At 53.3% G+C, this 12,023-nt stretch carries 10 protein-coding genes; 3 read left to right on the forward strand and 7 right to left on the reverse strand.

Features of this window, described 5'->3' with window-relative positions; genetic code table 11:
• The coding region (locus L692_RS0111140) for a fibronectin type III domain-containing protein (protein ID WP_025699864.1) at positions 1–2,686 on the forward strand (2,686 nt) is incomplete at its 5' end.
• 54 nt (positions 2,687–2,740) lie between these two features.
• Here L692_RS0111140 and L692_RS0111145 read toward each other — a convergent pair.
• Positions 2,741–3,067, reverse strand: a complete 327-nt coding sequence (locus tag L692_RS0111145) for a hypothetical protein (protein ID WP_025699866.1) — start codon at positions 3,065–3,067, stop codon at positions 2,741–2,743.
• Between the two features lie 280 nt (positions 3,068–3,347).
• Between L692_RS0111145 and L692_RS0111150 the strand changes: the two genes are divergently transcribed.
• Complete coding sequence (locus L692_RS0111150) at positions 3,348–5,063, forward strand: ABC transporter ATP-binding protein (protein ID WP_025699868.1); 1,716 nt, start codon at positions 3,348–3,350, stop codon at positions 5,061–5,063.
• A 74-nt stretch (positions 5,064–5,137) separates the two neighbouring features.
• Here L692_RS0111150 and L692_RS33820 read toward each other — a convergent pair whose 3' ends face one another.
• The 3 genes from L692_RS33820 to L692_RS0111165 form a co-directional block, all read right to left on the reverse strand.
• Entirely contained in the window at positions 5,138–5,272 is a 135-nt protein-coding gene (locus L692_RS33820) for a hypothetical protein (RefSeq protein ID WP_269636728.1), read from the reverse strand.
• A gap of 188 nt (positions 5,273–5,460) precedes the next feature.
• A complete protein-coding gene (locus tag L692_RS0111160) occupies positions 5,461–6,390 on the reverse strand; it encodes a phosphoenolpyruvate carboxykinase (ATP) (RefSeq protein ID WP_025699869.1) in 930 nt (309 codons plus the stop codon).
• 37 nt (positions 6,391–6,427) lie between these two features.
• Positions 6,428–8,386 (reverse strand): asparagine synthase-related protein, encoded by a 1,959-nt coding sequence (locus L692_RS0111165; protein ID WP_025699871.1) that lies wholly within the window; start codon positions 8,384–8,386, stop codon positions 6,428–6,430.
• A 217-nt stretch (positions 8,387–8,603) separates the two neighbouring features.
• Here L692_RS0111165 and L692_RS0111170 point away from each other — a divergent pair, with 217 nt between their 5' ends.
• Entirely contained in the window at positions 8,604–10,187 is a 1,584-nt protein-coding gene (locus L692_RS0111170) for an acyl-CoA synthetase (RefSeq protein ID WP_036723248.1), read from the forward strand.
• Between the two features lie 71 nt (positions 10,188–10,258).
• Here L692_RS0111170 and L692_RS0111175 read toward each other — a convergent pair whose 3' ends face one another.
• From L692_RS0111175 to L692_RS0111190, 3 genes are all read right to left on the reverse strand, one after another.
• Positions 10,259–10,567 (reverse strand): pepsin/retropepsin-like aspartic protease family protein, encoded by a 309-nt coding sequence (locus L692_RS0111175; RefSeq protein WP_025699874.1) that lies wholly within the window; start codon positions 10,565–10,567, stop codon positions 10,259–10,261.
• Entirely contained in the window at positions 10,564–10,821 is a 258-nt protein-coding gene (locus L692_RS0111180; protein ID WP_025699875.1) for a hypothetical protein, read from the reverse strand. Before L692_RS0111180 ends, L692_RS0111175 begins: the two co-directional genes overlap by 4 nt.
• A gap of 576 nt (positions 10,822–11,397) precedes the next feature.
• On the reverse strand, positions 11,398–12,023 hold a 626-nt coding region (locus L692_RS0111190), incomplete at its 5' end, for a malic enzyme-like NAD(P)-binding protein (RefSeq protein WP_025699878.1).

The following is a 12,023-nucleotide window of genomic DNA, read 5'->3' on the forward strand; positions in this document are numbered from 1 at the left end:
CGAAACGGTGACCGGCTCCACCTATATGCTGGACGGGCTGAACAACGGCCAGAGCTACAGTCTGTATGTGACTGCCATTAACGATCAGGAGCTTGAGTCGGACGGATCGGCTGCAGTAACTGTCACTCCGCAGGCCGCGGACAGCCCGGCTCCGGCTGAAGTCAGCGGGGCGAGCGCCACGGATGACGGCAGCGCGGTAACGCTGACCTGGAATAACCCTGACTCTCCCGACTTTGACCGTGTAGATATTTATCTGAACGGCGGACTGATCGGCTCTTCATCAAGCGGAAGCTACACAGCGGAAGGACTCTCGGCAGAAACGGATTATTCCTTTACTCTCCGGACGGTGGACAGAAGCGGCAATGCTTCACAAGGCATTTCCCTCTCCATCCGGACCAAGGATATAACCCCGCTGACTGCTCCCGCGCAGGTGTCCGTGACGGGCGGCCCGAGCAGAGTTTCGGTGTCATGGGCAGCCAACACAGAGAGCGACCTGGCCGGGTACAATGTGTATGTGAACGGGCGGCAGATGAACGCGGAGCCGCTCCTTCAGAATAACTATGTGGCCACTGGCCTTGATTTCGGCACAAATTACAGCATTCAGGTAGAGGCCGTGGACACCAGCGGAAACCGCTCGCCCCTGAGCGTCGCTGTGTCGGCAACGCCCACGCATTATTTGATTGATCTGGCCCGCTGGGGAATCTATAACGATGGAACGCATCCGGTGGAAACCGTTAAAGGCATCAATCAGGCGCTGGCCTGGGCGCATCAGAATGGAATTACGGCAACGACGCTTCCAGCCGGAACCTATCTGATCGACAAGAACAGCCGGATCGCCATGGTCGGCAATATGCTGTTTGACCTGCCGATGGATGCCATTCTTCAGAAAGAGACCAACGGCAAGGAAAGATACGATGTCATGTATGTCGGATATGGCGCCAACAATGTTACGCTTCGCGGCGGAACCTACCTTGGCGACAAGCTGACTCATGATTATTCCCAAAGAGAGCCTCATAACTCGGGCACTCACGAAGGCGGGTACGGCATCTTTATCGAAGGCGCGGCGAACACAACGATAGATGGAGTCAAAGCGATGAATTTCACCGGAGACGGGCTGGTGCTTGGAGGCTACGGAACGATGTTCAAGGATCTGTATGCCGCCAGCTTCGTACCCGGAGGGCTGGACGGCAGCGGCCAGCCGCGCAGCGACAGCACAAAAATCCGGACCAGGGAAGGCATTTATTTCACCCATCCCATCTTCAAGACGGAGCGGACCTTTGAAATTTCCAATTTAATCAATCTGCCCGGCGGCTTTACCGTTTATTTCTATCGTGCGGACGGCAGCTTCATTACGAGCCAGCAGGCAACGGCAAGACAGACTCTGACCATACCCGGCGGCGCAGCCTATTTCCATCTGGTGTTCAACAAAGCCTCGTCGACGGGAGCTTACCTGGAAGCCTGGAACCGGACCGTCAGCCAAAATACAGTCGTTAAAAACTCCGAGTTCGCATTCAACCGCCGTCAAGGAATTACGGTGGGCGGCGCTGACAATGCGCTCATTATGAACAACATCCTGCATGATATGAAAGGAACGGCCCCTCAATCGGGAATCGACGTTGAAGGGGGATTTGGACAGAACGGAAGCCTGAATACCAATATTTATATCCGGAACAATGAATTCTATAATAACGCGGCCTATGATGTCATCCTGTACGACGGACATGATGTCACCGTTGAAGGCAACCACCTTGCTTCCAAGGGAGCGATCGGGCTGGCGGTATCCGAGTCCTTCCGAAATGCCCTGGCCGTTAACAACCATTTTGACGGAAGCCGGATCGTCGCTTATCATGATGCCACATTTTTAAATAACCGGTTGAATGATTCCTACACTTACTTTGCAGGGCCTAACATTATCATCGATGGCATGGAGGTCACCAACGGAACATTGTCTGTCAGCGCCAGAACGACAGGCGGGATCAAGGTGTCCAATGTCAATATCAACATTACGAAGAACGTGGATGCGGGCTTCTCCCTCAATGGAAAAGGCATTGAAGTCTCCAATGTTACGATAACCGGAAAAGGGGCGCTCACAAGCTTTAAGAGCAGCACCACGGAGAGCAGCGTGTTCAACAACATCAAGGTGCTGGGCTTCAACTCTGCCTATGGCATGACTTTGCCGCCAGGAACATACACCAATTCCGTCTTTGAAGCAGCGGACGGCAGCAGATTCGGCCAGACGATTGTGGCGAATGGCAAATACAGCTTCGACAACTGCACCTTCACGTCCAACGCGACAGGCAATACGGCGCTTATCGCAAGCCATGCCAAGCTGGACTTAAGGATCACGAACTCCAGATTCATTGTCAAAGGGGACGCTCCGGCGATTACCGTTGAAACGGCCAATAAAGTCGTTCTGGAGAACAATACGGTCACAGCGATGAATCTCACGCGCACCGCCACCGAGCTGATCAAAATTAATGATTACTGGAAAAGAAATGATCCGGCGGATATCCTGAGCGCAACCATTACCGGCAATACGATCACTTCCAACATCGCCGCCGTCGGCATCTCCACGATTTATGCCGGAACAGGAGCGCCGCCCTATACGGTGACGAATAATACTCTTACCAAGGCCGTGCTTGCACTCAAGAGCAATGATGTGCAGAGCGGAAATGTTCTGAAATAATGAAAAAGATGGCCCGGGAGAAATTCTCTCCGGCCATCTTTTTTTGGCGCGTCTTCAGTAGCAGTAATACTTCTTCCACAGCTTGTAGGAGTCATGCTTGTTGTCCTCCCACCAATCTTCTTTATCGCCATGATCCTTGCCCTTGAGCCAGCTTAACCATCCGCCAGATTCCTTATAGCCGCCATAGGATGCGGACTCTTCCTTATCGAACCAGAAAGAAAGCGCATCGGTTAGCGAGGAAAAAAAGGAGGTCGCATAAGCAGCGTTGTACTTCGCTTCCGCCGCGCCAGAAGCTGCATAGGCAGAAGCAGGCAGAAGCATTAGGCTGACCAGCGCCGCAATGAGCATGAGCCGGGCGAACTTCTTCATATACTTTGCCATACCTTCCGAATCCCCTCTCATAAAGGGTCTAAATACCTAAAAAAGTTCTTTATAAAGAATATAATAGAACGTATATTTTGTAAATAACAAACAATACCTGGGCAAAAATATGCAGCGGGACTTCTCCAAACATCTTTGATCCGGAAAGATCATCCTTGATTTTTGATCTATCTTTGGTAGACTCACCTTAAGACTACAGACACCCCCAACCGGCAGATGTTGTTTCTTCCAACGAACTCTCCCGCAATTCACAATTCCTGCAGATTGGAGATCATTCCATATGAGAAAACCAAGGCAGCTCTTAAACACCGATGTTTACCGCTGGCTGAAGCAATGTATGACGGGAAAATGGGGCGCGCTGTCCGTTATCATCCTTCTGAATGTAATCCTCTCCTTAAGCGGCGCCGTTCTCGCCATTGTCTCGAAGCAGGTCATTGATTCCGCCGTGCAGAACAGCATGAGAGTCAGCGGCATCTACGCCACCCTGTTCGCACTCATCCTGATCCTCCAGTTGGCCCTTTCATCCTTGCTGACCCTGCGAACCGTGAAGCTGAGAGAAGCTATGAACAATGATTTGCAGCAGAGCTTCATGGATCGGCTGTACAAGACAGAATGGAACGCGGCCGGAAAATACCACAGCGGCGACCTGTTGACGCATCTGACAAGCGACATTGCCAATATAACCGACGGCCTGGTCAACACCTTGCCCAGCATCCTGTCGCTGGTCGCCCAGTTTGCAGCCGCTTTCATTACTCTGCTTTACTTTGACAAGACGCTGGCTCTCTTCGCATTTCTGCTTGGACCTGTATCCATGCTCGTCAGCTGGTATATTGGCAGCAGGCTGAAGAGGATGCAGCATCAGATCCAGTCGGCCGAAAGCCGCTATCGCTCCCTGCTGCATGAATGCGTCCAGAATCTCTTGATCGTCAAGACATTCGAGCATGAACAAGACAGCCTGCACAAGGTCCAAGCCTCTCAAGCGAACCGGCTGTTCTGGATACTGAAGCGCACCCGTTTTAATGTCGCCGCAGATTTGACCATGGGGATCGGCTACCGGCTCGGTTTTTTTCTCGCCTTCATTTGGGGAGCATACCGGATTTCCACCGGGGCAGCCAGCTTTGGCATGTTTACCGCCTTTTTGCAGCTGGTGGGGCAGATTCAGGGGCCGCTTGAAGGGCTGGCCCGGACGTTCCCCGTCCTGATCGCCATGATCGCCTCGTCGGAGCGGCTGATTGTCTTTCAAAAATTGCAGTCCGAAGACAGATCCAAGGACATGCATGAGCGCCTCCCTGCCGCCTTAAGCGGCATATCCGGGCTGCAAATGGAGCATGTGGGATACGGATATGAAGCAGGCAAGCCGATTCTTACCGATGTTTCCCTCAGCATTCGGCCCGGCGAGCTGATCGCTCTCATCGGCACCTCGGGCGAAGGCAAGACGACTCTGCTTCGGCTTCTCCTTGCGTTAATCAAGCCCCAGGCCGGGAATGTCTGCCTGATTGGCCCGCACCACGAACGAATCAGCCTCTCCGCCGATACGCGCTCTTACTTCTCCTATGTTCCGCAGGGCAACACGCTGTTCTCCGGCACGATTGCGGACAACCTGCGGATCGGCCATCCGGCCGCCACCGAAGAGGAAATCAACGCCGCCCTTGAAGCCGCCTGCGCCCGGAGCTTCACCCAGAAGCTTCCCCACGGCATTCATACAGTGATCGGCGAGCATGGCTCCGGCTTGTCCGAAGGCCAGGCCCAACGGATCGCAATCGCCCGCGCGCTGCTCAGGCCGGCGCCGATCCTGCTCCTTGATGAAGCGACATCGGCGCTTGACATGGATACGGAGTGGGCCGTCCTGCAAAATATCCGCAATCTGAAGCCGGCCCGGACATGCATCGCCATCACCCACCGTCTGTCCGTATTTGATGTGTGCGATCATATCTACCGCTTGTCCAAAGGCCAATTGCTCGAACAAAAGAAAGAGCTTGTTACTCTCAGCGAGTAGCAAGCTCTTTCCTTGATAAATCAAAAGAGACCTCTACCTTTAAAAGCGTCCGAAGTCTCTTTTTTGTTTCGGTCTTAAGAGAAGGAATACCAGGTGTGTACACCGTCAGAGTAACTGGCATCAGGTGTGGTTTTAAGCAGATTGCCATACTCCGTGCTGCTTACTTTAAGCTCTTTCACTTCCGGCTTTTCCCAAGCTTTCTTGTTCATGCGCCTTCACCTCCTGATATTGTAAAAATATTGCCGCTCCCCTAAATAGGCTTGCCGCTGCTCAAGGAATATAGCAATATTTTTATCTACAATACACTACTTTCTCTGGGAAATCAAGATTTTTGATCGTTATTAAGAACGTATTTTTTAGTTTATACTATCATAAAATCAAAAATATGTTATAAATATTAGATATTTATACGATTGAAGCGCTTTAAATTATGAATTATGCCCTTGATTTGTTCATCAACTGTGAAACCGGACTCCGGTCGTTCGATATGGAAAACGGACAGCCCCGAAGCGAGCCTGGAGCAGCGCCTAAAATGCTCTCTCTGCCTTCCCATGAACTCGATAAGCTCGGGACGGTAGATATTCCGCAGGAGGACCATCAGCTTCTCCGGGCCTTTGATTTCCGAGACGACAACCTCTGAACCCGGATGCGTGGTCAATTCAAAAAGCGCGTCGAGCCTTTGGGGAGCTTTGATAAATTCTCCGTCCATCCGCACATGATACTTGTCCCGAACGCCCGGAATCCGGCTTAAGGCATCCACGCTGCCAAAGATCCGCTCAGCCGTATCCCGCCACAGCTTCTGCCTCGGAAACGAGGGCATAATCCATGATTCGCCCCTCTCATCTTCGCTCAGCGCCGCAATATCATCCGCCAGAAAAGAACAGCCCCGGCGGTTCAGCGCCGCCGCCAGCGTCGATTTGCCAGCGCCCGATTGTCCGGTAATAATAATATGCCGCTCCTCCAGCGCCAGAGCGCTGCCATGAACCGGAAGCAGGCCACGCTGCATCAGGAGCGCTCCCATGCAGGTGCCAAGGATGAACAGCACATGCGCCTCCGGCTCGCAGCCTTCGCTTCTCTCCGCGATGATGTGCGTACCCCCCGAGACGAGGAACGTGCCGATATCTTTAACACGGAAAGCGAAGCCGTCGTTGTCAACGACAGTATAGGCATGGGAATCTTTAGGACCGGGCACCTCCACAGGCACTCGTCCCTCCCGGATATAGACCTCGGGCAGCCCTTCTGCCGGGAGCAGGCCATCCAGCCGAACATTCGACGCTATATTGAATCCAAAAGCTTTGTAACGAAACTCAAAGTCATGATCGCTCATTGTATCCCACCTCAGACCATGGATATAATACCAGCTGTCAAGAATGCCGCTGCTTGAAATCTTCGATAAATCGGGAGAAAATGACGGCTGTCAGAATAGACCGGACCACACTGTCCTCCGCCTTGCTCACGTCCCCGCCCGCCTTGGCCAGCTTCTCCCTGAGCTTATCCACTTCGACGTATGGCTCCAAATTCCCCTTCTCCAAGGCCTGCCCGGCCTCGGCCAGAACGCCTGACCAGATCGGGGCGAGCCTGTGCACCCAATCGGCGCTCTGAAGCCCCTTGGCAACAATGTTCAGCCGGATCGGGTCCGGGAGGATGCCTTTCATCGCCCGGCGCAGCAAATACCTTTCCTGGCCGCTTCGCACAAATTGTCCGGAAGGAATCGCCAGGCAGAACTCGAACACGCGTTTATCCCGGGAAGGATCGCGGATCGTAATTCCGCTGGCCAGGGACAGCTTCGTTTCCACCGCCCCGATGTGCGTGAACGGCAGCGGACTGGTCCGAGCCTTTCGGTCTTCTTCATAATCCGGAAAACGGCTGATCGGCGTATTGGCTTCAATCTGATCGAGTCTCTCGGTGACATTCCATTTGTGGACGAGCGACCTTTTGACCACCACATTATGAAAACGGTCGAACTCCCGCAGCCTCGTCCGGTGTCTCCACAGCTTCAAACGGTGCGGCAGCACCACCGGAATCGCGCTCTTCAGCACCTTTGTTACCGGCTCATTCACCAATCTGCTGAAGCCGTAAAGCTCTCTGGCTGCGGAAACGATTCTTCCTTGTCTGGACAGCGTGACCAGATGGACCGCGAAATTGCCGTACGAGATCGTATTGTTGCCTGTCTGTCCATTCAGCATAATGGCGCAGTTTCTTTCGGCTGCCAGCTTCAGGAACGAGTGATACCAGGTCATGTTCTGAAAGACCTTATACGGCTGTTCAAAGACCTGGATCAGCTCGTCGATATCGGTCAGGCAATTTTTGTCCGCAAAGCTGCTGTACGTCATCCCGATATTGGGATACGCCTCAGCGATGAGCCCGACCTCACGGGATTCGTTGTATATGGTCATTCTGGGCGGACGCTCATTGAACTCCGGAACCGGGATGGACGTGAAGCCATGCAGCTTCTTCCCCTTCTCAGCCAGCTTGGGGGCCGCAACACAGGCGATCGACCCGGAATCCATCCCGCCGCTCAGGAAGATCCCCGTCTCGCCCGCGCTTCTCAGCCGGCACTCCACCGCCTCGGAGAAGCAGCGTTTGAACGCTTCCACATACTCTTCATCCGTCTTGAAACGGATCGGCTTAATGTCGCGCAGCGGCTCCCAGTACTTCTTCTTGGAGAACCCCTCCGCATTTACGATGCCATAATGGGCGGGCGGCAGCTGGTAAATCCCCCGGTACACCGTTTCCTCACATTCCATTTCATGCTGAATTCCGTCTATGGCCAAGAAGTCGGCGATCCATTTCTCATTCAGTTCGGCCGGTCTGCCGAAGAGCTTCAATAACGGTGTTTCGATTGTGCAAAAAGCAAAGAAGCCACGTTCATAGCTGTAATAGAGCGTCCTTGATCCCATGGCGTCCCGGGCGAGAAAAAGCTCCTGCTTGCCGGCGTCCCATAGGGCAAAAGCATAATCGCCAATCAGATGCTCCGGGCAGGAGTATCCCCATGCTTCATAGGCCCGGAGAATAAGCTCACTGTCGGTGATAACCCGGGATTCCTCCGGTTCCAGCTTGAAGCTCTCCAGCAGCTCGGCACGGTTGTCGATGATCGCGTCCGCTGTAAGGACGAGAGTCCGGCTCTCATTGCTGCGCGGCAACTCTTCCAATCTGGACTCGGGTGTGTTATAAATAATTCCACAGCCCAAATGTACGGAATGATCGGTCCATTCGCCTGTCCGTTCGAAAGAACAAGCCTTCAGTTTCTCAAAAATGGCAGAGCCGGCCGGGGCGGCATCCGTATCGCTTCCAATCACAACTATTCCGCTGATTGCACCCATCCTGTCCCCCTCCAAGTCTCACTCAATGCAGCTGAGAATCGCTGCGGCTTGACTATAATTTATCATCTTTTCCGTGCTTTATAAAGAACAAACTCTTCATCTCAACGATCCAATGTTAATATATTCGTAACACTGATTAGTACCTGGTACTAAGAATTCTTGCTATAATAAGAATCGTAATGACTATTACCTTTCACTATGGGAGATGGATCAGTTGATGAACGAGCAATGGATAGCCCCGGAGCGCTACAATATGACGTCGGAGATGGAGCGTCATCCGTCAGGAAAGCTTGCGCTGAAATGGTTGAGCGATAAAGGGGAACACGAGGAAATTACGTATGGAGAGCTGATAAAGCGGGCCAACCGGCTGGCCGGAGGCCTGGCCGAGCTTGGGCTGCGTCAGGGCGACCGGGTGCTCGTCATGGTTCCGCGCCGAATCATCGCCTATGTTATATATCTGGCCTGCCTGAAGCTTGGACTGGTCATCATTCCTTCTTCGGAAATGCTGCGGGCGAAGGATCTGTCCTACCGCCTCCGCCACTCCGAAGCCAGAGCGGTCATATCGTGGTCGGAGGTTACGGGAGAAGTAAATAAAATCGCGGAGGATCTGCCCGCTCTCGATTTCCTCCTCTCAGTTTCGGCCGCCGGCGGTGAAGCCGAGCCCGGCTGGCTGGCGCTGGAAGGGCTGATGGAGGGCCAGCCGGATACCTTCGCCGCGGCTCCAACCACGCGGGACGATATGGCGATTCTCGCCTACACCTCCGGCACCACCGGCAATCCGAAGGCGGTCGTGCACAGCCACGGATGGGGTTACGCGCATCTGCGCATCACTTCGCTGTGGCTCGACATTCAGGAGTCGGACACGGTATGGGCAACAGCCGCTCCAGGCTGGCAGAAGTGGATATGGAGTCCGTTTCTGTCTGTGCTCGGCAATGGAGCCACCGGCTTTGTCTATAACGGCTCCTTTCAGCCGAACCGTTATTTGCAGCTGATCCAGGACCGGGAGATCCACGTCATGTGCTGTACGCCGACGGAGTACCGGCTTATGGCCAAAATCGACGGACTTGGCCGGTATGACCTGTCCCGCCTGCGCTGCGCAGTATCCGCCGGGGAGCCACTGAACCAGGAGGTCAGCAACGAATTCAAACGCCATTTCGACATTACCATCCGCGACGGCTACGGGCAGACGGAAAGCACGCTGCTGATCGGCACGCTGAAGGGCACGGAGGTCCGGATCGGCTCCATGGGCCGGGCGACCGCTGACGGTATGATTGATGTGGTGGACAGCAGCGGCATCCCTCTTCCTCCGGGAGAGGTCGGCGATATTGCCGTGCATGTGACCATGCCGGCCCTGTTCCAGACGTACTACAAGGAACCGGAACGCAAAGCGGGCTGCATTCGCGGCGAATACTTTATTACCGGCGACCGCGCGTCCAAAGACGAAGACGGCTACTTCTGGTTTGAGGGCCGCGGCGACGACATTATTATCAGCTCCGGGTATACGATCGGGCCCTTCGAGGTGGAGGAAGCGCTGATGAAGCATCCGCTCGTCAAAGAATGCGCGGTCGTAGCCAGTCCCGATGCAATCCGGGGCCAAATCGTCAAAGCTTTTGTGGTGCTTAAAGACGGCAACAGCGGCTCGCCGGAGCTTGCAAAGGAATTGCAGGCTCACACTAAGGAAATCACGGCTCCTTATAAATTTCCCCGCAAAATCGAGTTTGTCCCCGACCTCCCGAAGACCAGCTCGGGCAAGATCCGCCGTGTCGAGCTGCGGGCGCGGGAGCTTGCGGCCAAGGCCTGAGTCCGGCCGATTTCAATGCTTAAACTGAATGCCCCGCCAGGAACCGGGCCTGACGGGGCATTTTATACACTCTACCGATGTGAGCTGACGGTCATTTCATTCGTATCGATTATTAGACCAATTACCTTCATGAAGTCAAATCCAATAATACCATCAATCTCCATACCATAGTCCATGCTTCCAATCTCGACCTGAAAATGAGAAATCGAGTGACCATCGAAATGGATGGCTTCCATCCCAATCTGCTGAACCAAATCCGCATTGAAAAGCGTACTTGCCGAACCCGTATCGAGTAGCATTTTATTCAGTTCAAGTTCTTTACCTCTGAAAGCAATCACTATTCTTACAAACGGTAATCCGTATTCCTCTGTAATGTTCATCTTGGCCCTCGAACTCCAACATAACGTTCCCTCGCTATCAGTTCTGGTCGGGAGGTGTGAAAGAAGCAATATTCGCGGTCAGGTTCTTGCCGATGCAGTTCGCTGTAGCGGCGAAGAGCCTCTGTAGAATCAGCAAACGTGTCAATTACAACCACTTCTTCAATATATCGATGACCTCCATTGGAGTGAGCCTTCGTTGCCTCCAAAACAACCCATTCATCTGGAAACCGTTCCTGTACTTCTTGCCAGCGCATTTTGCCACCTCCAGTAATTCTTGTTGCTATTATTGTATCACAAGATATCGATACCGAATCGAACCCCAGTCAGCAAAAAGTGCTTGAAGGTACATGCAATTTATCAATGCGAGCCACCCGATTACACTAATGCTTCACTTCAGAGCTTCAATCCCTTGGATGAACGGATTCATAACGATCGCGTATTTCCCGGTTTTTAGCGTATATATACAAATCTAACGCTTCGATTCCTCTACGGGCAAGTTTAACGAACAGGACAAACGCATAAATTCCCAGTCCAATGGATATGAGCCACCCGATAAAAACCAAAGGGGCAAGCCCTCCCCCATAAAAGAAACCTGGCTGATGCATGGGATCTTCATCTCCTTTGCGCGAGCAAATTTTCATTAAGTGTACCCTCTATGGTTAATTCTGTAAATGAATAGAATCTCGGCAAGGAAATGTTTCTTTAACAAAAAAATAGCCGACATAACCAAGCCGCATTTCGAGAAACCGGGAATAGGCGCTCAACATTCAATCGCCTTTCCATGCAGTACGTACCGGCCCGTATTACGGTTTCGGATAACTGGCCGCTGCTCATTTCTCCTGCCGCCCTGTATAATCCGGCGGTATTCTGCGCGCCGATCCGGTTCGGATGGCCGCCTCGATTACCGCGCCCCGCACATGCTCAACGACCTTCTCATTAAAAATACTCGGAATAATGTACAGCTCGTTGAGTTCATCCGGCTGAACCACCGCCGCAATCGCGCGCGCGGCCGCCAGCTTCATCTCCAGATTGACGGTTCTGGCCCGGCAATCCAGCGCCCCCCGGAAAATGCCGGGAAAGCACAGTACATTGTTGATCTGGTTCGGATAATCGCTTCTTCCCGTCGCCAGTATACGCACATGCGGCTCTGCCAGCTCTGGCTGGATTTCCGGGATGGGATTCGCCATTGCAAAGACGATGCTGTCCTGAGCCATACTCTTAACATGCTCGACATTCAGGATGCCGCCACCGGCCACCCCGATGAACACATCCGCCCCCTTCACCGCTTCTCCAAGCAAGCCCTGGATACCCTCGGGATTGGTGGAGAAGGCGAGCTTTCGCCATTCCTCATTTGTATAGGGCACACCTTTGCAGAGAATCCCTTCCCGGTCGACCGCGCATACATGCCCGGCTCCTGCGGCCAGCAGCAGATTGCAGATCGAGACTCCCGCCGCAC

Source organism: Paenibacillus forsythiae T98 (assembly GCF_000520735.1).
Taxonomy (GTDB): Bacteria; Bacillota; Bacilli; order Paenibacillales; family Paenibacillaceae; genus Paenibacillus_AQ; species Paenibacillus_AQ forsythiae.

Bases quoted from the DNA above. Each gene is read 5' to 3' on its own strand.
- L692_RS33820 (WP_269636728.1), bottom strand. From the start codon at position 5,272: ATGAACAAGAAAGCTTGGGAAAAGCCGGAAGTGAAAGAGCTTAAAGTA.
- L692_RS0111180 (WP_025699875.1), bottom strand. From the start codon at position 10,821: ATGCGCTGGCAAGAAGTACAGGAACGGTTTCCAGATGAATGGGTTGTT.
- L692_RS0111160 (WP_025699869.1), bottom strand. From the start codon at position 6,390: ATGAGCGATCATGACTTTGAGTTTCGTTACAAAGCTTTTGGATTCAAT.
- L692_RS0111175 (WP_025699874.1), bottom strand. From the start codon at position 10,567: ATGAACATTACAGAGGAATACGGATTACCGTTTGTAAGAATAGTGATT.
- L692_RS0111170 (WP_036723248.1), top strand. From the start codon at position 8,604: ATGAACGAGCAATGGATAGCCCCGGAGCGCTACAATATGACGTCGGAG.
- L692_RS0111150 (WP_025699868.1), top strand. From the start codon at position 3,348: ATGAGAAAACCAAGGCAGCTCTTAAACACCGATGTTTACCGCTGGCTG.
- L692_RS0111165 (WP_025699871.1), bottom strand. From the start codon at position 8,386: ATGGGTGCAATCAGCGGAATAGTTGTGATTGGAAGCGATACGGATGCC.
- L692_RS0111145 (WP_025699866.1), bottom strand. From the start codon at position 3,067: ATGGCAAAGTATATGAAGAAGTTCGCCCGGCTCATGCTCATTGCGGCG.